This window comes from Pseudomonas sp. D47 (assembly GCF_045447305.1).
Classification (GTDB): domain Bacteria; phylum Pseudomonadota; class Gammaproteobacteria; order Pseudomonadales; family Pseudomonadaceae; genus Aquipseudomonas.
Genome location: NZ_JBJGXU010000001.1, coordinates 54,979 through 79,515, shown reverse-complemented (window position 1 = coordinate 79,515; position 24,537 = coordinate 54,979). Strand labels below are relative to the sequence as shown.

Here is a 24,537-nt window from a genome sequence, read left to right as displayed (position 1 = left end):
AGCGTAGCTATCTTTTTGTGTTTTGTGCGACTAGGCCGGTTTTTTTGCGTTCCCCGCGCCCTGTGTGACGTGAGCAATCTCAGCGCTTTGTTCGCCTGCACGTCAGGCCATGTCGTAAACGCACCTTTGCGTGGCGTCCGTAGGCATTTGACCTGTCTGCGCCAGCCCTACCATCGCATCAAAGGGCCCTGCACGGGCCTTAACAATACGAAAGGCTGGGAGAGACGCGATGTTCAGCAAAAAAGACCAGATCCAGGGATATGACGACGCCTTGCTGGCGGCGATGAATGCCGAGGAGCAGCGTCAAGAAGATCATATCGAGCTGATCGCGTCAGAGAACTACACCAGCAAACGCGTGATGGAAGCCCAGGGCAGTGGCCTGACCAACAAATACGCCGAAGGCTACCCGGGCAAGCGCTACTACGGTGGCTGCGAGCACGTGGACAAGGTTGAAGCCCTGGCCATCGAGCGCGCCAAGCAACTGTTCGGCGCCGATTACGCCAACGTGCAGCCGCACTCCGGTTCGTCCGCCAACAGCGCGGTGTACCTGGCGCTGCTGAACGCCGGCGACACCATCCTTGGCATGAGCCTGGCCCACGGCGGTCACTTGACCCACGGCGCCAAAGTGTCGTCCTCGGGCAAGCTGTACAACGCAGTGCAGTACGGCATCAACACCGACACCGGCCTGATCGACTACGACGAAGTTGAGCGCCTGGCGGTGGAGCACAAGCCGAAGATGGTGGTGGCCGGTTTCTCCGCTTACTCCAAAACCCTGGATTTCCCACGTTTTCGCGCGATTGCCGACAAGGTTGGTGCGCTGCTGTTCGTCGACATGGCCCACGTCGCCGGCCTGGTGGCTGCTGGTTTGTACCCGAACCCGCTGCCTTACGCTGATGTGGTCACCACCACCACCCACAAGACCCTGCGCGGTCCCCGTGGCGGTTTGATCCTGGCCAAGGCCAACGAAGAGATTGAGAAAAAACTCAACTCTGCGGTGTTCCCCGGTGCCCAGGGTGGCCCGCTGATGCACGTGATCGCCGGCAAGGCCGTGTGCTTCAAGGAAGCGGCAGAGCCGGGCTTCAAGGTTTATCAACAACAGGTGATCGACAACGCCCAGGCCATGGCCAGCGTGTTTATCAAGCGTGGCTACGATGTGGTGTCCGGCGGCACCGATAACCACCTGTTCCTGGTCAGCCTGATTCGCCAGGGCCTCACCGGCAAAGAGGCGGACGCCGCCCTCGGTCGCGCCCACATCACCGTCAACAAGAACGCCGTGCCGAATGACCCGCAGTCGCCGTTCGTGACCTCGGGCCTGCGTATCGGCACCCCGGCGGTGACCACACGTGGCTTCAAAGTACCGCAGTGCATTGAGCTGGCTGGCTGGATCTGCGACATCCTCGATAACCTCGGCGACGCCGATGTCGAGGCCAACGTGGCCAAGCACGTGTCTGCCCTGTGCGCTGATTTCCCGGTTTATCGCTGAGCGCGGTTTTGGAGTAATGACTATGCAACGCTACTCGGGCTTCGGCCTCTTCAAGCACTCACTCAGCCACCACGAAAACTGGCAGAAGATGTGGCGCACCCCCACGCCGAAAAAAGTCTACGACGTGGTCATCGTCGGCGGCGGCGGGCATGGTCTGGCGACCGCCTATTACCTGGCCAAAGAGCACGGCATCACCAACGTGGCCGTGGTCGAGAAAGGCTGGCTGGGCGGCGGTAACACCGCGCGCAACACCACCATCGTGCGCTCCAACTACCTGTGGGACGAGTCAGCGCACCTGTACGAACACGCGATGAAACTATGGGAAGGCCTGTCCCAAGACCTGAACTACAACGTGATGTTCTCCCAGCGTGGCGTCTACAACCTGTGCCACACCCTGCAAGACATCCGTGATTCCGAGCGCCGCGTGAGCGCCAACCGCCTCAATGGCGTGGATGGCGAACTGCTCAACGCCAAACAAGTGGCCGACGAGATCCCGTACCTCGACTGTTCGAAAAACACCCGTTACCCCGTCCTTGGCGCCACCGTGCAACGTCGCGGCGGCGTGGCCCGTCACGATGCCGTGGCCTGGGGCTTTGCCCGCGCGGCTGACGCACTCGGCGTGGACTTGATCCAGCAGACCGAAGTGATCGGTTTCCGCAAGGAAAACGGCGTGTGCATCGGCGTCGAAACCAACAAGGGCTTTATCGGCGCCAAGCGCGTCGGTGTGGTCACCGCCGGTAACTCCGGGCACATGGCTTCGCTCGCCGGTTTCCGCCTGCCGATCGAATCCCACCCGCTGCAAGCGTTGGTGTCGGAGCCGATCAAGCCGATTATCGACAGCGTGATCATGTCCAACGCCGTGCACGGCTACATCAGCCAGTCGGACAAAGGCGACTTGGTGATCGGTGCCGGTATCGACGGTTATAACGGTTATGGCCAACGCGGCTCGTACCCGGTGATCGAACACACCATCCAGGCCATCGTCGAGATGTTCCCGGTGCTGTCGCGCGTGCGCATGAACCGCCAGTGGGGCGGCATCGTCGATACCACGCCGGACGCCTGCCCGATCATCTCCAAAACCCCAGTGCCGAACATGTTCTTCAACTGCGGTTGGGGCACCGGTGGCTTCAAGGCCACGCCGGGCTCAGGCAACGTATTTGCCGCCAGCCTCGCCAAGGGTGAAATGCACCCGTTGGCCGCACCTTTCTCCATCGACCGTTTCCACAACGGTGCGTTGATCGACGAACACGGCGCTGCGGCCGTCGCCCACTAGCTCTCGGCGTATCAAGAGGAGAAATACCCTATGTTGCATATCTTCTGTCCTCACTGTGGCGAACTGCGCTCCGAAGAGGAATTCCACGCGTCCGGCCAAGCGCACATCCCGCGCCCGCTGGACCCGAACGCCTGCACCGACGAGCAGTGGGGCGACTACATGTTCTTTCGCGATAACCCACGAGGCCTGCACCACGAACTGTGGATTCACGCCGCCGGTTGCCGCCAGTATTTCAACGCCACCCGCGACACGCTGACCTACGAAATTCTTGAAACCTACAAGATAGGCACCAAGCCGCAATTCACCGCCAAGGCTTCTGGAGAGAAGGTATGAGCCAGATCAATCGCCTGTCCAACGGTGGCCGCATCGACCGTAATAAAGCCCTGACGTTTACCTTCAACGGCCAGAGCTACAAAGGCTTTGAGGGCGACACGCTTGCCGCTGCCTTGCTGGCCAACGGCGTCGACATCATCGGCCGTAGCTTCAAGTATTCGCGCCCACGCGGCATCTTTGCCGCCGGTGCCGAAGAGCCGAACGCGGTGCTGCAGATCGGCGCCACCGAAGCCACCCAGATTCCCAACGTGCGCGCCACGCAACAGGCGCTGTACCAAGGCTTGGTCGCCACCAGCACCAACGGCTGGCCGAGCGTGAACAACGACATGATGGGCATTCTCGGCAAGGTCGGCGGCAAGCTGATGCCGCCGGGTTTCTACTACAAAACCTTCATGTACCCGCAATCGTTCTGGATGACCTACGAGAAGTACATCCGTAAGGCCGCAGGCCTTGGCCGCTCGCCGACCGAGAACGACCCGGACACCTACGACAACTTCAACCGTCACTGCGACGTGCTGATCGTCGGCGCCGGCCCTGCCGGGCTGTCGGCAGCCTTGGCGGCTGCGCGCAGTGGCGCGCGGGTGATCATTGCCGATGAGCAGGAAGAATTCGGCGGCTCTTTGCTGGACTCCCGCGAAAGCCTCGACGGCAAGCCGGCCACCGAGTGGGTCGCCAGTGTGATCGCAGAACTCAACGCCCTGCCGGACGTGGTGCTGCTGCCTCGCGCCACCGTCAACGGTTACCACGACCATAACTTCCTGACCATCCACGAGCGCCTCACCGATCACCTCGGTGACCGTGCGCCGATTGGCGTGGTGCGTCAGCGTATCCACCGTGTGCGCGCCAAGCGCGTAGTGCTGGCGACCGGCGCGTGCGAGCGCCCGCTGGTGTACGGCAACAACGACGTGCCGGGCAACATGCTCGCTGGCGCCGTCTCCACTTACGTGCGCCGCTACGGCGTGGCGCCGGGCAAAAAACTGGTGCTGTCGACCAACAACGACCACGCCTACCGCGTAGCGCTGGACTGGTTCGACGCAGGTCTTACCGTGGTGGCCGTGGCCGATGCGCGCCACAACCCACGCGGCGCGCTGGTGGAAGAAGCGCGCGCCAAAGGCATTCGTATCCTCACCGGCAGCGCCGTGATCGAAGCCCGTGGCAGCAAACACGTGACCGGCGCCCGCGTGGCGGCCATCGACGTCAACGCGCATAAAGTCACCAGCCCCGGCGAGTGGCTGGAGTGCGACCTGGTCGCCAGCTCCGGCGGCTACAGCCCGGTGGTTCACTTGGCTTCGCACTTGGGCGGCAAGCCGACTTGGCGTGAAGACATTCTCGGTTTCGTACCGGGCGAAGCACCGCAGAAACGCGTGTGCGTCGGTGGCATCAACGGCGTCTACGGCCTTGGCGATTCCCTGGCGGATGGTTTTGAAGGCGGCGTGCGCGCGGCCAGCGAAGCCGGTTTCACGCCGGTGGAAGGCACGCTGCCCAAAGCCTTGAGCCGTCTAGAAGAGCCGACGTTGGCGCTGTTCCAAGTGCCTCACGAGAAAGCTACCGCACGGGCGCCCAAGCAATTTGTCGACCTGCAAAACGACGTGACCGCCGCCGCCATCGAACTGGCGACCCGCGAAGGTTTCGAGTCGGTCGAACACGTCAAACGTTACACCGCGCTGGGCTTCGGCACCGACCAGGGCAAGCTCGGTAACGTCAACGGCCTGGCCATCGCGGCCCGCTCGCTGAACGTGACCATCCCGCAGATGGGCACCACCATGTTCCGTCCCAACTACACGCCGGTGACCTTCGGCGCAGTCGCGGGCCGCCACTGTGGGCATATCTTCGAGCCGGTGCGCTACACCGCGCTGCAAGCCTGGCACGTGAAAAACGGCGCCGAGTTTGAAGACGTCGGCCAGTGGAAACGCCCATGGTATTTCCCGCGTAACGGTGAAGACCTGCACGCGGCGGTGAAACGCGAATGCCTGGCTGTGCGCGACAGCGTCGGCCTACTGGATGCGTCGACCCTCGGCAAGATCGACATTCAAGGCCCGGATGCCCGTGAGTTCCTCAACCGCATCTACAGCAACGCCTGGACCAAGCTCGACGTGGGCAAGGCGCGCTACGGCCTGATGTGCAAGGAAGACGGCATGGTCTTCGACGACGGCGTAACCGCCTGCCTCGCCGACAACCACTTCCTGATGACCACCACCACCGGCGGCGCGGCGCGTGTACTCCAGTGGCTGGAAATCTACCAACAGACCGAATGGCCGGACCTCAAGGTGTACTTCACCTCGGTCACCGACCACTGGGCGACCATGACCTTGTCCGGCCCCAACAGCCGCAAGCTGTTGGCCGAAGTCACTGACATCGACCTGGACAAGGACGGCTTCCCGTTCATGACCTGGAAAGAAGGCTTGGTCGGCGGCGTACCGGCGCGGGTGTTCCGTATCTCGTTCACCGGTGAGCTGTCGTACGAAGTCAACGTGCAGGCCGACTACGCCATGGGCGTGCTTGAACAGATCGTTGAGGCCGGCAAGAAATACAACCTGACGCCGTACGGCACCGAAACCATGCACGTACTGCGCGCCGAGAAGGGCTTCATCATCGTCGGCCAAGACACCGACGGCTCGATGACCCCGGACGACCTGAACATGGGCTGGTGCGTAGGCCGCACCAAACCGTTCTCGTGGATCGGCTGGCGCGGGATGAATCGCGAAGACTGCGTGCGTGAAGAGCGTAAGCAGTTGGTGGGCTTGAAGCCGATTGATCCGACGGTGTGGCTGCCGGAAGGCGCGCAGTTGGTGTTCGATCCGAAGCAGACGATCCCGATGAAGATGGTCGGCCACGTGACCTCAAGCTATGCGCATAACTCGCTGGGTTATTCGTTTGCGATGGCGGTGGTGAAGGGCGGCTTGAAGCGCATCGGTGAGCGGGTGTTTTCGCCGCAAGCGGATGGCAGCGTGATCGAGGCGCAGATTGTGTCTTCGGTGTTCTTTGATCCGAAAGGTGAGCGGCAGAACATCTGACACCTGATCGTTCCCATGCTTCGCGTGGGAATGCATCCCGGGGCGCTCCGCGCCCCAAAAGCGGACGCAGAGCGTCCATGGCGGCATTCCCACGCAGAGCGTGGGAACGATCAAATTAGGAAAGGTGCTTTATGACAGCAGCCAATGTTTACCAGCAACGCCCCACGTCCGGCGCCAAGGCCGAGTCGTCGCTGCACCATGCCGATCTCGCCAGCCTGGTCGGCAAGGGCCGCAAGAACGCCGGCGTGACCGTGCGCGAAAAGAAACTTCTCGGCCACCTGACAATCCGTGGCGATGGCCACGATGCGGCCTTCGCTGCCGGCGTGCACAAAGCCCTGGGCATCGAACTGCCTGGCGCCCTGCAAGTCATCGTCAAAGGCGAAACCAGCCTGCAATGGCTCGGCCCGGACGAGTGGCTGTTGATCGTGCCAAGCGGTGAAGAATTCGCCGCCGAACAAAACCTGCGTGCCGCCCTGGGCGACCTGCATATCCAGATCGTCAACGTCAGCGGCGGCCAGCAGATCCTCGAGCTTAGCGGCCCGAACGTGCGCGACGTGCTGATGAAGTCCACCAGCTACGACGTGCACCCCAACAACTTCCCGGTGGGCAAGGCGGTGGGCACGGTGTTCGCCAAGTCGCAGCTGGTGATCCGCCACACTGCTGAAGACACCTGGGAGCTGTTGATCCGTCGCAGCTTCTCGGACTACTGGTGGTTGTGGTTGCAGGATGCCTCGGCCGAGTTCGGCCTGAATGTCGTCGCATAACGATCATTCCCACGCTCTGCGTGGGAATGCATCCCAGGACGCTCCGCGTCCCAAGAGCGTCCATGGCGGCATTCCCACGCAGAGCGTGGGAACGATCAACGAAGGCCTGAGGATTCACTATGAGCCGCGCACCTGATACATGGATTTTGACCGCCGACTGCCCCAGCGTGCTCGGCACGGTGGACGCGGTCACCCGCTACCTGTTCGAACAGGGCTGCTACGTCACCGAACACCACTCGTTCGATGATCGCCTCTCGGGCCGCTTTTTTATCCGCGTGGAATTCCGTCAGCCCGACGGTTTCGACGAGCAGGCTTTGCGCGATGGCTTGGCCACACGCGGCGAAGCCTTCGGCATGGTCTTCGAGCTGACGGCGCCGAACTACCGGCCAAAAGTGGTGATCATGGTCTCCAAGGCCGACCACTGTCTCAACGACCTGCTGTACCGCCAGCGCATCGGCCAACTGTCGATGGACGTGGTCGCGGTGGTGTCCAATCACCCTGATCTCAAACCCTTGGCCGACTGGCACCAGATTCCCTACTACCATTTCCCCCTCGACCCCAACGACAAGCCGTCCCAGGAGCGTCAGGTGTGGCAAGTGATTGAAGAGACCGGCGCTGAACTGGTGATCCTTGCGCGCTACATGCAAGTGCTGTCGCCGGAGCTGTGCCGCAAGCTGGATGGCAAGGCCATCAACATCCACCACTCGTTACTGCCGGGGTTCAAGGGCGCCAAGCCGTATCACCAGGCGTACAACAAGGGTGTGAAGTTGGTCGGCGCCACCGCGCATTACATCAACAACGACCTGGACGAAGGCCCGATCATCGCCCAAGGCGTGGAGGTGGTGGATCACAGCCACTATCCCGAGGATTTGATTGCCAAGGGGCGCGATATCGAAGGGCTGACATTGGCCCGGGCCGTTGGGTATCACATAGAGCGCAGGGTGTTTCTCAATGCCAATCGCACGGTCGTTCTTTAGATCGCTATCGCAGGCGAGCCAGCTCCCACATTTGAATGTGTTCACAAATCAAAAGGTGGGAGCGGGCTTGCCCGCGATGAGGCCATCAGCAACAACGCACAAACAGCATCTGTACCCGAGCATTTTACGCGCTGCCTGCCTGGGCAACGCGGTTCCATAAAAACAACAGCGAGGTGAAAGCATGTCTGGTAATCGTGGTGTCGTGTATCTCGGCAACGGCAAGGTCGAAGTACAGAAAATCGACTATCCCAAAATGCAGGACCCCCGTGGCAGGAAGATTGAACACGGCGTCATCCTGCGCGTGGTCTCCACCAACATCTGCGGCTCCGACCAACACATGGTGCGCGGCCGCACCACTGCCCAGACCGGCCTGGTGCTCGGTCACGAAATCACCGGCGAAGTCATCGAGAAGGGCAGCGACGTAGAGAACCTGAAAATCGGCGACTTGGTCTCGGTGCCGTTCAACGTCGCATGCGGCCGCTGCCGCTCCTGCAAAGAACAACACACCGGCGTGTGCCTGACCGTTAACCCGGCGCGTGCCGGTGGCGCCTATGGCTACGTCGACATGGGCGACTGGACCGGTGGCCAGGCCGAATACGTACTGGTGCCGTACGCCGACTTCAACCTGCTGAAACTGCCGGACCGCGACAAGGCCATGGAGAAAATCCGCGACCTGACCTGCCTCTCCGACATCCTGCCCACCGGCTACCACGGCGCCGTCACCGCTGGCGTTGGCCCAGGCAGCACGGTTTACATTGCCGGTGCTGGCCCGGTCGGCCTGGCCGCTGCCGCGTCCGCACGCCTGCTCGGCGCGGCGGTGGTGATCATTGGCGACGTCAACTCCATCCGCCTGGCCCACGCCAAGGCGCAAGGGTTTGAAGTGGTTGACCTGTCCACCGACACCCCGCTGCACGAACAGATCGCCGCGTTGCTGGGCGAGCCAGAAGTGGACTGCGCCGTTGACTGCGTGGGCTTCGAAGCGCGTGGCCACGGGCATGACGGCGCCAAGGCCGAAGCCCCGGCCACCGTGCTCAACTCGCTGATGGGCGTGGTGCGTGTGGCAGGCAAAATCGGTATTCCTGGCCTATACGTCACCGAAGACCCAGGCGCGGTCGATGCCGCCGCGAAAATGGGCAGCCTGAGCATTCGCTTTGGTCTGGGCTGGGCTAAATCCCACAGCTTCCACACCGGGCAAACGCCGGTGATGAAGTACAACCGCCAGCTGATGCAGGCGATTATGTGGGACCGCATCAACATTGCTGAAATCGTCGGTGTGCAGGTGATCAGCCTGGATGATGCGCCACGTGGGTATGGCGAGTTTGATGCGGGCGTGCCGAAGAAGTTTGTGATTGATCCGCACAAGTTGTTCAGTGCGGCGTAACTATCGGAGAAGCAAGAGGAGAGATGATCGCTTCATTTCTCCTTTTGCTGTAAACAGCGATGGGGGCGTATCTGGTGTGATTAGCTAAGTCTTGATTTCTATCTTTTATCCTCCATTCGCCTCCCTCTCTTGCTTCTCAAACTCCGCTTTCTCTCGTTCGAATTCGTCTGATGTAACGCAGCTAAATGTGTCTCTCGGATCAGTGTATTTTTTCTTCAGTATTTCAATCGCCTCGGCCTCGCTGTTTGCAACGACATCCTCTTTTTGCACGTTGCGGTAGCCGGTTGTTGTCCCAATAGTGCAATTGTATTCGCGCTCGCTCATCTCAATCATCCTTGTGCGTGTTCGGCTTTTTATGGCTTCCAGAGAGAGTGTGTTTGATATTTTATTTGTGTGTACCTGTTAGATTTCACAGTTTTTTATAGGTGTTCGAAATATTAATGCGAGGTTTTTTTCTTAAAGGATCTATGCGGGTGCTTTGTTAAAGGTAGAAGTGATTAGGTCGTTTTTGCCTGGGCGATCTGGGCACCGTTATCAAAAAAATCAGCAGATGAACTGGGTGCTTGGACGATGCGTCCCATGGTGATGGCGAGTTTGATGCGGGTGTGCCGAAGAAGTGTGTGATTGATCCGCTTAAGAAGCTGAGTGACGCGTAAAGCCAAAGCTGAAAAAATGGCGACCCTGGAGTTTGCCCGTGAGTCGCCCATTGTGTACGTTCAGTGTCCCCAGGTCAGGTTTAAATTGTTTATACTGCCGAAGGTTCTGAAGAGCGTTGCTGCAGGTCGTGTTGAATCGGAGTGTTGGATTTAATTTCGTTGTAATTGCTCTAACTTTACTTGGAGATATATCTTCTTTTGTGGATCCGTCTCAGTCTTTAATTGTTCTTCAATCTCTGCTTTGCGTTTATTTTCCTCTGCTTCCCCCCGAGAAAGTGCAGCTAATAACATCGCAGGAGTCGTTGTACTTTTGCTTCATCTTCTCAAGCGCTGCAGCCTCGCTATTTGCATTTAGACTCTCATATATTACGTTGCGATAGCCAGTTGTTGTACCTATGCGGAAACTAAAATTATAATCTTTCATTGCGGCATTCCTCATGTTTTCTTGGTGGTGGGCTTACAGGGTGATGTTATTAGGAAAACGTATTATGTGTAGCTGTTGGTGCTAACAGGTTGTTGTGTTTTTTAGAAAAAAATTTATTGAAGAAGTATTTTGCTTGTCTCATTTAAGATACTTGAAATGGTGTAAGTTCAAAGAAAAAGCACGGCGCCCGATGGGCCGCCCTTGCTATTTATTTGAACGTACAGGCTGTCGGGTCTGTAGACGTGCAGTACGTGTTTTCAGTGCCGGCGGAGTTGGTAACGACAGTCCTGTTAATGGTCTCGGTCAACCAATTGCCTTTGTCTGGCTTAGGCAGCGTAGTGTATCGCTTGGAAAGCCGGACGCGATCAGGCGGTGAGCCGGCTTTGCTGCCACCAGCGCCAACATAATCGCATTTGACAAACGAGACGATAGAGCCCGCTGTATCTTTTGGGTCTTCTCCATGCGTGCCAATTTTGCGTTGCGACAGGGTCGCTCGTTCAAACTTTAAGGTGGGGCTCAAGTACGATCGATTTTCGTCGTTTCCGCTGTCCTCGTTATTGCCTTTAAACTCGCCCGCTGTGTATACGACCTCGCCGCCACTTTCACTTGCCGTAATCTGGCTCTCTGGCGCACAACTTTCAGCGAATGCGCAAGTGCTACCAATTAGGGTCGCCAAGGTAATGACAACTTTCAAACATTGAGAGCTAAGAGTTGATCGTTTTGTTGTGCTTAGGCATTTCATGAGTAGGTACCCTGTGTGTTGGTTCAAGACTGAATATTCAGTGATGATCAGGGGGGACGGATACTGTTAGAAACAACAGTTTTTTAGAATTGTTCGTGCTTAGTCGCCTTATTGTTTGTTGCGATAAACTATAAAGACGTGCGGTGAGAGGGGCCACGTGCTGTACAGAAAGGGCTACCCATAGGTCGCCCTTTTTTGCATCTGGGTGTTTAGGCCTGCAACCGCCGGCTGATCACATCCAGCAGGTCGCACCCGTCCCGCAAGGGAATGGCGCAGAGCAGGGCGAAGTCCTGGAGGACGAGATTGTCGATGTGCAGGCCCTCACGAAACGCGAGGTTTTCCATGACTTGTGTCACCGCGCGGATGCGGTAGACCGCGGCGTCGTGGAGGACGTCGAGCGGGACTTGGGTGTCGATGAGCAGGGAAGGGGTGGTGCTGTCGTGGCCGGTGAGCGGCATGTATCGGTTCATGTTTTAAAACCCATTCAAGTAGAGGTGGGCTACACACTTATTCGTCGCCAAACGAATTGGGTGGCAGCTGTACGCAGGTTGGCGAACCGGGAATGGAACCGGCAGACCCGAAGGTCTCCCGCGCACAGCCACCATGAAAGCAGCTATTGCGGACGCAAAAGAACCTGCAAAAAAGCAGAAGCTTTTGCACCATTCACCCGAGTCGCCAAACCCGTGTCGCCATGTGGACGACCGCCGAACTATAAGCGCCATCCGTCGCCAGGAGCAAGTCGCCTGGGCGATGATGATCAACTGCGGGTCACCGATGGGTGAATGAGCACTTGGTGGCGTCAGAGTCTTCGCAATAGGTGCCTTTCCAGTAACCAATAGGCGTGAGGTTCCACTCCTCGACGGATTTGAGCGTGACCGAAAGCTGTGCGTCATTACCCATTGGACCCTTGTAGGTGCAGGTGACGGCTTCGTTTTGTGCATCGTAACGGGCATCGTGAAACGTCGAGTCATTGAGGTAGGAGGCGGTAGCTGACGGGTTTTTGCCGGTCCAGGTAAGCCCGCCCGGCTGTGAGGCTTCATAGCTATAACCGCCACCGGCCATCGCGGTTTGATGGATGCTCTGGATCGGTGGGCAAGTTGCGGTCGCCGCGATGGCATTTGCTACCAGCCCTGTCATTGCAGACAAGCCCGCAAGCAGTGCGCGCTTCATAAATGTCTTCCGGTGGGGAGCAGATGTTTCATGCTGCGGGTGATACAGAGTGTTGGCTACTGTTATAAATGACAGTTCTTTAGCGTATTTACTTCTTGTAGAGGCACTGGTTATTTCAAAGCTGCCCAGCCGATGAAGATCAAATGTGGGAGCTGGCTTGCCTGCGATTGCGGTCGGCCAGTCAACCTGTCTCTGGCTGACCCACCGCTATCGCAGGCAAGCCAGCTCCCACAGGGATTATGGGGTGTCAGCGAGAGGCCAGTGCGCCTTGATAGAGCACCGGTCCGGTGGGTTGGCCTGTCGGCGAGCCGCCTGCAGGCTCCAGGCTGACGGCGAGGGTCAGCGGTGCGGCCAACAATGCTTGCTGTTCCTTGCTCAACTGGATTCGGCCTTTACCCGAGCTGGGCACCAACCCCAGAGAAATCGGTTTGCCGCCGGGCGCAATGGCCCATAGTTCCAGTGCGCGCGCCGGCTCAACCGCCGCCAACGTCAACGGCTCAACTTGCAGGTGATCGCCAAATGCCTGGATCTGCAACGCCGGTTGTTGGTTAGCCGCGATCAGCGTGGCGTTGTACTCTGCGCCGATATCACGCTGATAAAGCACACCCACCAGCACTGCGACGACCACCGCGCAGGCAGCCGCTAGCACACGAAAGCTCATCCAGAACGGTTTCTTCGCCGGCACATGCAGCACCTGCGGCTCAATCCGCGCTTTGATGCCTGCCCACACGTGATCGGGCACCGGCCGCTCGGGCAGGGCGCCGGTCAGGCTGGCGAGCGCATCCTGCCAATGACCGAGTTCGACGCGCAGTGCGGCGTCTTCCAATAACAGGGCGTCGAAGCGCCGACGAGCGGTCGCAGGCATTAGCCCAATGGCGTAATCGGCGGCCAGGGCGCGGCGCAGGGCGGTGGTTTGGTAGTTCATGATTCAAGGCACCTGCGCAGGCGCTCCATGCCGCGGCGAATCCAGGATTTGACCGAGCCCAAAGGCGCCGCCAAATGTTCGGCTAACTCCGAGCACGACAGGCCTTGGAAGTAAGCCACGGTGACTGATTGGCGCTGCATGCCGTCGAGCGTGTCGAGGCAGCGGTTGAGGGCGCGCGCTTCGCGTTCGTTGTTGAGTTGCTCGTGGGCGCTGGGGCTGTCGTCGAGCAGGGCGTCCTGCTGGCCGTCGGCCAAGGGCTGTTCGCGGTGTTTGCGCAATTGGTCGATGGCCAGGTTGCGGGTGATGTTGACCATCCACGTCATGGGCGCCGCCAGGTGTGCTTCGTAGCGTGAGGCGTTGTACCAGATACGCACGAAGGCTTCCTGCAGTACCTCTTCGGCCAGGTCGGCGCGGCCCATGAAGCGCAATGCAACACCGTGAAGACGTGGCGAAACGCTGCGGTAAAGGGTTTCGAACGCCTGGCGGTTGCCCAGGGCGCACTGGGCCAGCAAGGGCCGCAATAGATCAGCATCGTTGATGGAAATAGGGCTTCTCCAGGCTCTCGAACGAGGGCGACGGGACTGCGCACGGTAGGCAGAGGGTAGACCAGCTTGAGCATTCATTCCATCCAACTCCGGGCGGCGCATGTTCGATATACGCGCGGGCGGGTGATTTGGATGCAGCTTTTTCTGAACTAATCTCTAGGTGGGAACATTCCTTCTGGACCGTCAGTCCAACGCCTGCTTTTAGCTCCTACATTCAGAGGTTGTCTTGATGAAGATTTCACGCGGTTTTGCCCTGTCCTGCCTGATGACCGTGGCTGCCAGCCCGGTATTTGCCGCAGGTTTCAGCCTCGGTGATGTGGCCAATGCCGTCTCCGGCGCTCAGGGCAGCAATAACAAGGCGGCTGCCGCAGCGCCGAGTTCCCAGACCGCCGGCCTGCTGAGCGCCCTGACGTCGCAACTGAACGTCACCCCCGAACAAGCCGTCGGCGGCACCGGCGCCATGCTGGGGCTGGCCAAAAATAAACTGAGCGGCACCGATTATTCGCAACTGGGCAAGAGCGTGCCCGGCTTGGATCAACTGTCGGGGAGCAACTCCCTGGGCAGCCTTGGCGCCTTGAGCGGGATGCTCGGCCAGAGCGGCGGCAGCAAGACCAGCGGCCTGGACGGCTTGCTGGGTAACGTCAAGAACACCAGCGACCTGAACACCGCGTTCAGCGCGCTGGGCATGGATAACAGCATGATCGGCAAGTTTGCGCCGGTGATCCTGCAATACCTGGGTGGTCAGGGCGCTAACGAGTCGGTGCTGGGCAAACTGGCCTCGGCCTGGGGCACTGGCAGCTAAATACGTTCCGCGCGCAGTTGAGCGATGCGCGCGTCCTTCTCCCTCCAGAGCTGGTTCACCCAGTTCTGGACGGTCTGGCGAAAGGCCGGATCATTCTCGTAATCGCCCTGCCACAACGCCGGGTCCAGCTCGCGGGTGCGGATATCAATGATCACTTTTGGCACCGCGCCGCTGATCAAATCCCAGAAACCCGGAATCTTTTGCTGCTGCTTTTGAGATGGATAGACCACGGTCACATCAAGCACCGCGTCCAGCTGTTCCCCCATTGCCGCCAACACAAACGCCACGCCGCCCGCCTTGGGCTTGAGCAACCGGGCAAACGGCGACGCCTGCTGCTTGTGTTTGGCCGCGCTGAACCGCGTGCCTTCCAGGTAATTGACCACCGTCACCGGCTGGCGCTTGAACAGCTCGCAGGCCTCTTTGGTGATTTTCAGGTCCTGGCCTGCCAGTTCCGGGTGCTTGGCCAGGAATGCCTTGGTGTAGCGCTTCATGAACGGGTAATCCAGCGCCCACCAGGCCAGGCCGAGGAAGGGCACCCAGATCAGCTCCTTTTTCAGGAAGAATTTAAAAAACGGCGTGCGCCGGTTGAGCGCCTGGATCAGGGCCGGAATGTCGACCCAGGATTGGTGGTTGCTGATCACCAGATAGGACGTGTCACCGCGCAGGTCGCCGCCGCCGCGGATCTCCCATTGGGTTGGGATGCACAGCGAAAAGATCAGCTTGTCGATTTCTGCCCAGGTTTCGGCGATCCACATCACCGCCCAGGAGGCATAGTCGCGATAGCGACCGGGGGCCACCAGCTTGAGCAGGGCAAACACCATCAACGGGCCGAACAGCACCAGGGTGTTGAGCAATAACAGCAGTGTGACGAAACAGCCGGTGAGCAGGCGGCGCATAAGTAACTCTTGGAATCCTGTGGGCGGGCCATGATAAGCAAGCTGAGTCTAGAGGCCAAATCGCAAATCGCCGCACGAATGTTTCACAATGTGAAGGCTATGCTGATCGTTCCCACGCTCTGCGTGGGAATGCCGCCAGTGACGCTCTGCGTCAAGACTTTAAAAGCAGACGCAGAGCGTCCAAAGCTGCATCCCCACGCAGAGCGTGGGAACGAGCTGCTGATGGCGGGGCTAACTAAGTGCTGCTTTTGCGGTCTAGAATCCGCCTACTTCTTTCGAGGAAATCACTTCGTGAAATTGCTCCTTGCTGCGTTCGCCCTGGTGGCTCTGCCGGTCATGGCTGCCGAACCGACCCTCTACGGTCGCTACGAATACATCCAGCTGCCGGAGATCGGCGAAACCTTCAAGGCCAAGATGGACACCGGCGCACTGACGGCTTCGCTGTCGGCCCGTGACATCGAGACCTTCACCCGCGATGGCGACGACTGGGTGCGCTTCCGCCTCGGCGGCAAGGACACCACCAACAAGGTCTACGAACACAAAGTCTCGCGCATCAGCAAGATCAAGAGCCGCGCCGACGAAGATGAGGACAAGGACGAAGCCACCGTGGCCAAGCGCCCGGTCATCGACCTGGAGATGTGCCTGGGCAACGTCAAACGCACCGTGGAGGTCAACCTCACCGACCGCAGCAGCTTCAACTACCCGCTGCTGATCGGCGCCAAAGCTCTGCGTGAATTCGGCGCAGCGGTAAACCCGGCACGTCGTTACACTGCTGACAAACCGGACTGCTGACGGACCCACATGCCGCATATCCTGATTGTCGAAGACGAAGCGGCGATAGCCGACACGCTGATTTTCGCCCTGCAAGGCGAAGGCTTTACCACCACCTGGCTGAGCCTCGGCCAGGAGGCGCTGGCCCACCAACGCCAGGCGCCGGCGGACCTGATCATCCTCGACATCGGCCTGCCCGACATCAGCGGCTTTGAAACCTGCAAGCAATTGCGCCGTTTCAGCGAAGTGCCGGTGATGTTCCTCAGTGCGCGGGATGCCGAAATTGATCGGGTGGTGGGCCTGGAGATCGGCGCCGACGATTACGTGGTCAAACCGTTCAGCCCACGGGAAGTGGCGGCGCGGGTACGGGCGATCCTCAAGCGCGTCGGCCCAGGTGTTGCGCCCAGCGTGTTTCAGGTGGACCTGGAGCGCATGCAGATCCATTATCGCGGCCAGCCTTTGAGCCTGACCCGTCATGAGTTCCGCCTGTTGCAAAGCCTGCTCGAGCAACCCGAGCGCGTATTCAGCCGCGAGCAATTGCTCGATGCGGTGGGCGTGCCCGCCGACGCTGGCTACGAGCGCAATATCGACAGCCATATCAAAAGCCTGCGCAGCAAACTGCGTAGCGTGGCCGCCGATGCCGAGCCGATCCAGACCCATCGTGGCCTGGGCTACAGCTATAGCCCGAGCCACAGCTGATGCGCCTGGGGCTGCGGATTTTCCTGGTGTACGCGCTGTTTATCGGCCTGACCGGCTACTTCGTGCTCAACACGGTGATGAAGGAAATCCGCCCCGGCGTGCGCCAGTCCACCGAAGAAACCCTGGTGGATACCGCCAACCTGCTGGCTGAAATCCTACGGCTGGACGTCAAGAACGGCACCCTTGGGCAGAGCCACTGGCCAGAGTTGCTCAAGGCCTATGGCAACCGCCAACCGGGCGCGACCATCTGGGGCCTGCCGAAAAACCAGGTCAACCACCGTATCTACGTGACCGACGCCAAGGGCATCGTGTTGCTCGACTCGACGGGCGAAGCGGTGGGCCAGGACTACTCCAAGTGGAACGACGTGTACCTGACCCTGCGCGGTGAGTACGGCGCCCGTTCGACCAAAAGCGAACTGGATGACCCCAACTCGTCGGTGATGCACGTGGGCGCGCCGATCCGCGACAACGGCCAGATCATCGGCGTAGTCACTGTGGCCAAGCCCAACAGCTCGTTGCAGCCCTATGTCGACCGCACCGAGCATCGCCTGCTGTGGTACGGCGCAGGGTTGGTGATTCTCGGCCTGCTGCTCGGCGCGCTGTTGTCTTGGTGGCTGAGCGTTGCGCTGCACCGGCTCACGGCGTATGCGCAGGCCGTTAGCGAAGGCCGGCGTGCCGAGTTGCCGCATTACCGTGGCGGCGAGCTCAAGCAGCTGTCCACCGCTGTGGAGCACATGCGCACGCAGCTGGAAGGCAAGGCCTACGTCGAGCATTACGTGCACACCCTGACCCACGAATTGAAAAGCCCGCTGGCGGCAATTCGTGGCGCGGCGGAGTTGTTGCAGGGTGACATGACCCGCGAGCAGCAGCAGCGTTTCGTCGGCAATATCGACAGTGAAAGTGCGCGCTTGCAGCAGTTGATCGAGCGCCTGCTGAACCTGGCCCAAGTGGAACAGCGCCAGGGTTTGGAAGAACAAATCAGCATGCCGTTGGCCGCCTTGGTCGACGAGGTGCTCAAGGCCCAATGCGCGCGAATCGAAGGCGCCGGTTTACACATCGAACAGGCGATTACCGCGGATGTGAAAGTGTTCGGCGAGCCTTTCCTGCTGCGCCAGGCCTTGGGCAATCTGCTGGATAACGCCCTGGACTTCACGCCACCCGGTGGCACGTTGAGGTTCAGTGCGCACACCCATCACAACGACGTGCAGGTGAGCCTGTTCAACCAGGCCGCGCCGATTCCCGACTACGCCTTGCCGCGCCTGAGTGAGCGTTTTTACTCCCTGCCACGCCCGACCAGCGGGCGCAAAAGCACCGGCCTTGGCCTCAACTTTGTCGAAGAAGTGGTGAAACTGCACGGCGGCGCCCTGCAGATCGGCAATGTGCAAGGCGGCGTGCAAGTGGTGCTGCATCTCCACACAGTCTCCACATTGCCCACATAAATCTCCCATACGCGCGGTTCACGCTCTGCCCATCAAAACAGGGAGAGACCCATGAACCGCAGCTTGCTTTTCAAACTTGGCGCGATTGCGCTGCTGATCCTGCTGTTGCTGATTCCGTTGCTGATGATCAACGGCATCATCAGCGACCGCCAGCAGATGCGCGATGGCGTATTGATGGACATCGCCCGCAGCTCAAGCTACAGCCAGCGCCTCACCGGCCCGGTGATGGTAGTGCCCTATCGCAAGACCGTCCGTGAGTGGAAGCTCAATGAAAAGCTCAACGAACGCTACGAGCAAGTCAGTGAAGTGCGCGGTCGTCTGTATTTCTTGCCGGAGCAGTTTGAACTCGACGGCAAGGTGCAAACCGAGCTGCGCTCGCGGGGCATTTACCAGGCGCGGCTGTTCCATGCAGACAACCGCATCAGTGGGCGTTTTGAGCTGCCTGCGCAGTTGGGCATCACGGAAAACTTTGCCGATTATCGTTTTGAACCGGCGTATTTGGCTGTGGGTATCAGTGACATTCGCGGCATCGAAAATGCGCTGAAGCTGGAACTCGGCAGCCAACGCCTGGAGTTCGCGCCCGGTTCTCAAGTGGCCTGGCTGGGCGAGGGCGTGCACGTGATGCTGCCCGAGCAAGACAGCAAAAAACCAGCCCCGTTTGACTTCGCCTTTGACCTGCGCCTGCAAGGCACCGAGCAGATGCAAGTGGTGCCGGTGGGCAAGACCAGCCAGGTGAAACTGGCGTCGAACTGGCCGCACCCAAGCTTTGTCGGCAACTTTTTGCCAGCTCAGCGTGAGGTCACGGCTCAAGGCTTTAGCGCCCATTGGCAGACCACGTTCTTCGCCACCAACCTGGAAGAAACCCTGCGCGGCTGCGAGTGGGACAAGGTGTGTGACGACTTCAACAGCCGCAGCTTCGGCGTGCGCTTTATCGACCCGGTGGACCAGTACCTCAAGAGCGACCGCGCGATCAAATATGCGCTGCTGTTTATCGCCCTGACGTTCGCCGGCTTCTTTCTGTTCGAGGTGCTCAAAAACCTGGCGGTGCACCCGATTCAATACGCGTTGGTGGGCTTTGCCCTGGCGTTCTTTTACCTGCTGTTGTTGTCGTTGTCCGAGCACATTGGCTTTGGCCTGGCGTACCTGTTGTCGGCGAGTGCCTGTGTGTTGTTGATTGGGTTTTACGTGTGCCATGTGCTGCGCAGCATCGCCCATGGCCTGGGCTTTTCGGCAGGGTTGGCGGCGTTGTATGGCTTGTTGTACGGGCTGTTGAGCGCCGAGGATTACGCGCTGCTGATGGGCTCGCTGTTGCTGTTCGGCCTGCTGGGCACGGTGATGGTGCTGACGCGCAAGCTGGATTGGTATGGCGTGGGCAAGCGCAAGGTGCAGTTTGATCTGGAGGAGGTGCAATGATCGGGTTGCGCGAAGATCAGCAGGTGAGGGCGCAGCTGATAGGCAAAATTAACGCGCTGTTTTTTGTGGTAAATGGGCTCCCTGTGGCGAGCCCGCTCGCCACAATAAGCCCGCTTGCCACAGGTAGCGGGCTTGCCTCAAGGCAGGCTAGACCGGCGGCTGGGTCTCAAACATCGACGGCCGCTGGCTGACCTCGGCGTACCAATCGGCAAGCTTGGGGTTAGCCGTGCGCCATTGCAGGTCAGGGTGGCGGAAGTCCAGGTAACCCAGCGCGCAGGCCACGCTGATGGAGGCGATGTCGAAGCGGCTGGCCAGCTCGGCAATCGCCTCTTTCTCCAACTCGGCGACGGCGCGGCGGATTTTGTTGCGCTGCTCATCGAGCCATTGGGCCCAGTGCTTTTCTGCCGGGCGCATGGCGGTTTCGTAACGCACCAGCACGGCGGCATCCATGATGCCGTCGGCCATCGAGGCCAGGGTCAGGCGGCGCCACCGGGCGGAACCGTCGCGCGGTATCAGCGGGTTGCCGACATGCTGGTGGTCCAGGTAGTCGAGGATCACCCGGCTGTCGTGCAGCACCGAACCGTCGGCCAGGCGCAGGGCCGGGATCTTGCCCACGGGGTTTTCGCGAGCCAGCTGCGCATCCGGGTTGACCGGCGTCGGCATGCAGCCGTGCAGTGCCACACGGTCCTGCTGGCCGGTCTCGATCAGCAGCACGCGGACTTTGCGAACAAAGGGTGAGGCCGGGTTGTGAAACAAGGTCATGCTGGGCGCGGACATGGGCATTCCTCGAAATGGGCAGTGGCTAGCCTAGAGGGTTGCTCGGTGGCTGGCGAGTGGTGGGTGGGTGTTTTTGGCGGCCTCATCGCAGGCAAGCCAGCTCCCACAAGGGGAATGCATTTCAAGGTGGGAGCTGGCTTGCCTGCGATAGCGCCCTCAGCCGCGCCGCTTAAATAACGCCCAAACACCAATGACAGCAGGAACCCCCAACCCCACCCAACTGAGCGAATCCCACAGCCCATCCCCCAGCAACGCGGCAAACAACCCGGCCGCGCTGAGCACGCCAATCCCCAGCGGTATGCCAAACACCTTCCAGAAATTCGACTGGCGCGGCTTCATACCTGGGCCGCCTTGCGCCGCACGATCCACAGGTACACGCCGCTGCCCAGCATGATGATGGTCAGCACATCCAACAGCGCCCAGAGGATCTTCATCGGCATGCCGCCGTAGTCACCGAAGTGCAACGGCTGGGACATGCCCATGGCGTCCATGTACCACGGCCGCTCGGCGATAGCGGTGACGGCCAGGGTGCTGGCGTCGATCAGCACCGGCGTGAGCAAGTGCGAGGTCAGGTGCGTGCTGCCCTTCATGAACACGGCGTAATGGTGCTCACTGGAAAAGCGCGTGCCGGGGAAGGCGATAAAGTCTGGCTGCATGCCGGGCGCGGCCTTGGCGGCGATGCTCAGCAGCTCGGTAGCCGGTGCACGCAAGGTCAGCGGCGGCGCGTTTTTGTACGGTTCGATCATGGCGCTGAGGCTGTCCTGGCGCCACGCGGCGATGATCAGGTCGGCGCAGGCACTGATTACGCCGGTCACGCCCACCACCAGCGCCCAGGTCAGTGTGACCACGCCGATCAGGTTGTGCAGGTCAAGCCAGCGCAGGCGAGTGGATTTGTCCTGGCGCACAGTGGCGAACTTCACGCGGCGCATGAACGGCAGGTACAGCACCGTGCCGGAAACAATCGCCACCACAAACAGAAGGCCCATGAACGCCAACAGCAACTTGCCCGGCAGGCCGGCAAACATGTCCACATGCAGGCGCAGCAGGAACAGCGTCAGCCCGCCATTGGCCGCCGGCGTTTCCACGGCTTCGCCAGTGCGCGCATCGAGCATGAAGGTGTGGGACGCGTTGGGTTCGGTGCCGGCCGTCGCGGCCATGATCGCGATCACGCCGTTCTTGTCGTCCTCGTCCCACGCCAGGTATTGCATCGCCTCACCCGGGCGATGCGCCTGGGCTTTGGCCACCAGTTGCTCAAGGTTCGGCTGTGGGGTGTTGGCAGGCATCTGCTGGAGTTCGGGCTCGTTGCCCAGCAGGTGATCGATCTCGTGATGAAACACCAACGGCAGGCCGGTGAGGGCGAGCAGCAGCAGGAACACCGTGCAGATCAGGCTGGTCCAGGTGTGGATGAAGGACCAGTGGCGGATGGTTTTGCTTTTCATGGTTCATCCAAATGCAAAAGGGCCACGGTGTAACCGCGACCCTTGGGTGACCGTGTCAGTGGTTTACCACTTGTAGTTCACAGCGGCCACGACATTGCGCTCATCACCGTAGTAGCACCAGGCACCGTCGCAGGTCGACAGGTAATCCTTGTTGAAGATGTTCTTGGCGGTGACATCCACCGAAACACCCGCGAGTACTGGATTGATACGGCTCAAGTCGTAATGCACGGCAGCGTCGTACACGGTGTATGAACCTACGTGACCGTTAGTGGTGTTGGCGGTGTTGCCGTAGGTGTCGCCCACATAACGCACGCCAGCGCCGACGCCGAAACCATCCAGCACACCCGAATGCCAGGTGTAGTCTGACCACAGCGATGCCTGGTTACGTGGCACCAGTTTCATGCGGTTGCCCTTGTCATCCCCTTTGAGGATTTCGGTGTCGGTGTAAGTGTAAGAACCTACCAGTTTCAGGTTGTCGGTGACTTCCGACGTGGCTTCCAGCTCCAGGCCGCGCACGCTGATTTCGCCGATCTGGCTGGTAACGTTGTTTTGTGTCACCGAAACGTTTTGCTGACGCAGGTCGAACACCGCTGCGGTCAGCAGCGTCTTGCTCCCTACCGGCTGGTACTTCACGCCGACTTCGGTCTGCTTGCCTTGGGTTGGTTTGAACGACTCGGTTGCACTCGCGCTGGCCCCAGCGGTGGGCTGGAACGACTCGGTATAGGAAATGTAGGGCGTGATGCCAGAATCGAATACGTAGCTCAAGCCAGCGTTGCCGCTGAATGCCTTGTCGCGCTGGGTGTTGGTGGCGTCATTCATGTTGAAGAATGTGGTGCCGGTATGAATCCAGTCCTCACGACCGCCCAAGGTCAGGCGCCATTTATCCAAGGCGATCTGGTCTTGGATGTAGAGACCGGTCTGCACGGTTTTTTGGTTGTAGTCGTAGAAGGTGAACGGTGCGCCAGCCGGGCGCGGCTGGTTGTAGATCGGGCGGTTTGGATTGATGCTCGCGGCATTGCCTTCGATCCAGTGGTAGTCGGTGTTGGAGCGCTGGTGGTCCAGGCCGAGCAAGAGGGTGTGGCTCAGGGCACCGGTCTGGAAGTCGGCCTGGAAGTTGTTATCCAGAGCCAGTTGCGAGATGTCCTCGTCCACTTTGTCGTAAATGCGTTTGAGCATTCCGTCGGCGCCGATAGCGGTGTCGCCGTAGCTGGAGTAGGTGGTGTTGAAGGCTAGTTCGCTCTTGGTGTAACGCAGGTTTTGCTTGAACTGCCAGACATCGTTGAAGCGGTGGTCAAACGCATAACCCAGGGCGTAGTAGGTGCGGTCGTAGTAGTCCTGATCTGGTTCACCAAGGTTTTTGTGGTGAGATATCTTGCCCGCCGGCGAGCTCAGCTTGGTGCCTTGCAACGGTAAAAACTGGCCACTGATACCGGTGTCGTCGCGAGTGAATTGCGAGAGCAGGGTCAAGTGGGTGTCGTCGTTGATGTTCCAGGTCAGGCTCGGGGCGATGTTGTAGCGTTTGTCTTCGATATGGTCGATGGGCGTGCCGCTATCGCGTACCACGCCGTCAACGCGGTAGAGGAATTGGCCCTGATCATCGATCTTACCAGTGCTATCAAAGCTGATTTGCTTGCGGTTGTTGCTGCCGACCTCGGCGCGCACAGCGTTGCTGCTTTCAGCTTGTGGACGGCGGCTCACCATGTCGAGCATGCCGCCCGGTGGTGTCTGACCGTAGACTGAGGATGCAGGGCCACGCAGCAGTGTGATGCGGTCCAGGTTCCACGTTTCCTGTTTTGGGTTGGCGTAGGAGCCTTTCGGCAACGGCAGGCCGTCGAGGAACTGCGTCGGCTCGAAGCCTCGTACTCGTAGCCAGTCGGCACGGGAGTCGCTGCCGTAGCTGCTGGCGATTACGCCCGGCATATAGCGTACGGCGTCGTCGAGGTTCTGCACGCCACGGTCTTCTATTTGGGCGCGAGTGACCACGGACATCGAGCGAGGCGCCTCAATGATCGGTGTATCTGTCTTGGTGCCTGCGGCTGTACGTGTCGCTACGTAACCCTCCACCGGCCCCCATGCACTTTCATAGCTGCCTTGCCCGGTGATGCTCGTTTCCGGCAATGCAACCACCCCGTCAGGAATCGCAACCAGGGAATAAGTCCCCGCGCTGCTTTGCTCCAACTGCAACCCAGTCCCCCGCAACGCTTCCCGCAACGCGCCTTGCGCATCGAATGGGCCCTTGACCGGTGCCGAGGTCTTGCCCGATGCCAGCGAAGGATTAAGCGTCAACGCAAGACCGGCTTGGCTGGCGATCTGGTTCAGGGTGCTGGCCAATGGTGCCGCCGGCAGGTTGTACGCGCGCACGCTGGAAGCCTGTTCGGCGGCGATCAGCGCGGTGCTGGCCAGCGGGGCGCTAAGGGCAATGGCCACGGCCAACAGGCTGGGGCGCAACAAGGTGTCTAGCGTGCGGGACATAGGACGGCTCCTGAATGGAAACATTTCTCAATTGCCTAGGTGCCGAGCGAGAATCAAAAAGTGATAGGGCCAAGCGAAAATAAATCTGTGAATGCTCACAACTGTTCGAACTGCATGGCCCTCAGGGCTCAGGATAGCGGGG

The 24,537-nt window shown here is 59.9% G+C and carries 22 protein-coding genes and 1 pseudogene; 13 read left to right on the top strand and 10 right to left on the bottom strand.

Features of this window, described 5'->3' with window-relative positions:
• Positions 1-229 precede the first annotated feature (229 nt).
• The 7 genes from glyA (at position 230) to fdhA (ending at position 9,225) form a co-directional block, all read left to right on the top strand.
• Positions 230-1,483: a serine hydroxymethyltransferase gene (gene glyA / locus ACI77I_RS00340; protein WP_094949516.1), complete on the top strand. Its 1,254-nt coding sequence runs from the start codon at positions 230-232 to the stop codon at positions 1,481-1,483.
• Positions 1,484-1,505: 22 nt separating this feature from the next.
• On the top strand, positions 1,506-2,756 hold the full coding sequence (locus tag ACI77I_RS00335) for a sarcosine oxidase subunit beta (RefSeq protein WP_010207084.1): 1,251 nt from the start codon (positions 1,506-1,508) through the stop codon (positions 2,754-2,756).
• Positions 2,757-2,786: 30 nt separating this feature from the next.
• The gene (locus ACI77I_RS00330) at positions 2,787-3,089 is read left to right on the top strand and encodes a sarcosine oxidase subunit delta (protein WP_083356404.1); all 303 of its coding nucleotides are present in this window, start codon (positions 2,787-2,789) and stop codon (positions 3,087-3,089) included.
• Positions 3,086-6,103 (top strand): sarcosine oxidase subunit alpha, encoded by a 3,018-nt coding sequence (locus ACI77I_RS00325; protein ID WP_406996772.1) that lies wholly within the window; start codon positions 3,086-3,088, stop codon positions 6,101-6,103. Before ACI77I_RS00330 ends, ACI77I_RS00325 begins: the two co-directional genes overlap by 4 nt.
• A 131-nt stretch (positions 6,104-6,234) precedes the next feature.
• Entirely contained in the window at positions 6,235-6,867 is a 633-nt protein-coding gene (locus tag ACI77I_RS00320) for a sarcosine oxidase subunit gamma (protein ID WP_242153116.1), read from the top strand.
• A gap of 119 nt (positions 6,868-6,986) precedes the next feature.
• Positions 6,987-7,844: a formyltetrahydrofolate deformylase gene (gene purU / locus ACI77I_RS00315; RefSeq protein ID WP_406996771.1), complete on the top strand. Its 858-nt coding sequence runs from the start codon at positions 6,987-6,989 to the stop codon at positions 7,842-7,844.
• A 181-nt stretch (positions 7,845-8,025) separates the two neighbouring features.
• Positions 8,026-9,225 carry a formaldehyde dehydrogenase, glutathione-independent gene (gene fdhA / locus ACI77I_RS00310; RefSeq protein ID WP_094949511.1) on the top strand — a complete coding sequence of 400 codons (1,200 nt, stop codon included), beginning with the start codon at positions 8,026-8,028 and terminating at the stop codon, positions 9,223-9,225.
• A 105-nt stretch (positions 9,226-9,330) separates the two neighbouring features.
• On the opposite strand, the gene ACI77I_RS00305 is transcribed toward fdhA, so the two are convergent.
• Positions 9,331-9,549 carry a hypothetical protein gene (locus ACI77I_RS00305; RefSeq protein WP_242153109.1) on the bottom strand — a complete coding sequence of 73 codons (219 nt, stop codon included), beginning with the start codon at positions 9,547-9,549 and terminating at the stop codon, positions 9,331-9,333.
• A gap of 239 nt (positions 9,550-9,788) precedes the next feature.
• Here ACI77I_RS00305 and ACI77I_RS00300 point away from each other — a divergent pair.
• Positions 9,789-9,881: pseudogene (locus ACI77I_RS00300) on the top strand (formaldehyde dehydrogenase); the annotation flags it as partial.
• A gap of 1,375 nt (positions 9,882-11,256) precedes the next feature.
• Here the strand turns inward: ACI77I_RS00300 and ACI77I_RS00295 are convergent.
• From ACI77I_RS00295 to ACI77I_RS00280, 4 genes are all read right to left on the bottom strand, one after another.
• Positions 11,257-11,505, bottom strand: a complete 249-nt coding sequence (locus ACI77I_RS00295) for a hypothetical protein (protein ID WP_094949508.1) — start codon at positions 11,503-11,505, stop codon at positions 11,257-11,259.
• Positions 11,506-11,815: 310 nt separating this feature from the next.
• Positions 11,816-12,217, bottom strand: coding sequence for a hypothetical protein (locus ACI77I_RS00290; RefSeq protein ID WP_406996770.1), 402 nt, complete (start codon positions 12,215-12,217; stop codon positions 11,816-11,818).
• A gap of 247 nt (positions 12,218-12,464) precedes the next feature.
• Entirely contained in the window at positions 12,465-13,142 is a 678-nt protein-coding gene (locus ACI77I_RS00285) for an anti-sigma factor domain-containing protein (protein WP_406996769.1), read from the bottom strand.
• On the bottom strand, positions 13,139-13,765 hold the full coding sequence (locus ACI77I_RS00280; RefSeq protein ID WP_094949505.1) for a sigma-70 family RNA polymerase sigma factor: 627 nt from the start codon (positions 13,763-13,765) through the stop codon (positions 13,139-13,141). Before ACI77I_RS00280 ends, ACI77I_RS00285 begins: the two co-directional genes overlap by 4 nt.
• Positions 13,766-13,916: 151 nt before the next feature.
• On the opposite strand from ACI77I_RS00280, the gene ACI77I_RS00275 reads away from it, so the two are divergent.
• Positions 13,917-14,489, top strand: coding sequence for a DUF2780 domain-containing protein (locus ACI77I_RS00275; RefSeq protein ID WP_242153090.1), 573 nt, complete (start codon positions 13,917-13,919; stop codon positions 14,487-14,489).
• Here the strand turns inward: ACI77I_RS00275 and ACI77I_RS00270 are convergent.
• Positions 14,486-15,385 carry an acyltransferase gene (locus ACI77I_RS00270; protein WP_094949503.1) on the bottom strand — a complete coding sequence of 300 codons (900 nt, stop codon included), beginning with the start codon at positions 15,383-15,385 and terminating at the stop codon, positions 14,486-14,488. The two genes, ACI77I_RS00275 and ACI77I_RS00270, sit on opposite strands and share 4 nt — an antisense overlap.
• Positions 15,386-15,676: 291 nt before the next feature.
• On the opposite strand from ACI77I_RS00270, the gene ACI77I_RS00265 reads away from it, so the two are divergent.
• The 4 genes from ACI77I_RS00265 to creD are packed head-to-tail and all read left to right on the top strand — an operon-like array spanning position 15,677 to position 19,707.
• On the top strand, positions 15,677-16,177 hold the full coding sequence (locus ACI77I_RS00265; RefSeq protein ID WP_094949502.1) for an ATP-dependent zinc protease: 501 nt from the start codon (positions 15,677-15,679) through the stop codon (positions 16,175-16,177).
• Between the two features lie 9 nt (positions 16,178-16,186).
• Positions 16,187-16,855 (top strand): two-component system response regulator CreB, encoded by a 669-nt coding sequence (gene creB, locus ACI77I_RS00260; RefSeq protein ID WP_406996768.1) that lies wholly within the window; start codon positions 16,187-16,189, stop codon positions 16,853-16,855.
• Positions 16,855-18,294, top strand: a complete 1,440-nt coding sequence (gene creC, locus ACI77I_RS00255; RefSeq protein ID WP_406996767.1) for a two-component system sensor histidine kinase CreC — start codon at positions 16,855-16,857, stop codon at positions 18,292-18,294. The genes creB and creC overlap by 1 nt, the downstream gene beginning before the upstream one ends.
• A gap of 51 nt (positions 18,295-18,345) precedes the next feature.
• Positions 18,346-19,707: a cell envelope integrity protein CreD gene (creD, locus tag ACI77I_RS00250; RefSeq protein ID WP_094949499.1), complete on the top strand. Its 1,362-nt coding sequence runs from the start codon at positions 18,346-18,348 to the stop codon at positions 19,705-19,707.
• A gap of 147 nt (positions 19,708-19,854) precedes the next feature.
• On the opposite strand, the gene ACI77I_RS00245 is transcribed toward creD, so the two are convergent.
• From ACI77I_RS00245 to ACI77I_RS00230, 4 genes are all read right to left on the bottom strand, one after another.
• Complete coding sequence (locus ACI77I_RS00245) at positions 19,855-20,484, bottom strand: glutathione S-transferase (protein ID WP_094949498.1); 630 nt, start codon at positions 20,482-20,484, stop codon at positions 19,855-19,857.
• A gap of 156 nt (positions 20,485-20,640) precedes the next feature.
• Entirely contained in the window at positions 20,641-20,823 is a 183-nt protein-coding gene (locus tag ACI77I_RS00240) for a hypothetical protein (protein ID WP_094949497.1), read from the bottom strand.
• Positions 20,820-21,923: a PepSY-associated TM helix domain-containing protein gene (locus ACI77I_RS00235; protein WP_406996766.1), complete on the bottom strand. Its 1,104-nt coding sequence runs from the start codon at positions 21,921-21,923 to the stop codon at positions 20,820-20,822. The genes ACI77I_RS00240 and ACI77I_RS00235 overlap by 4 nt, the downstream gene beginning before the upstream one ends.
• Before the next feature lie 63 nt (positions 21,924-21,986).
• On the bottom strand, positions 21,987-24,395 hold the full coding sequence (locus tag ACI77I_RS00230) for a TonB-dependent siderophore receptor (RefSeq protein ID WP_406996765.1): 2,409 nt from the start codon (positions 24,393-24,395) through the stop codon (positions 21,987-21,989).
• Positions 24,396-24,537 lie beyond the last annotated feature (142 nt).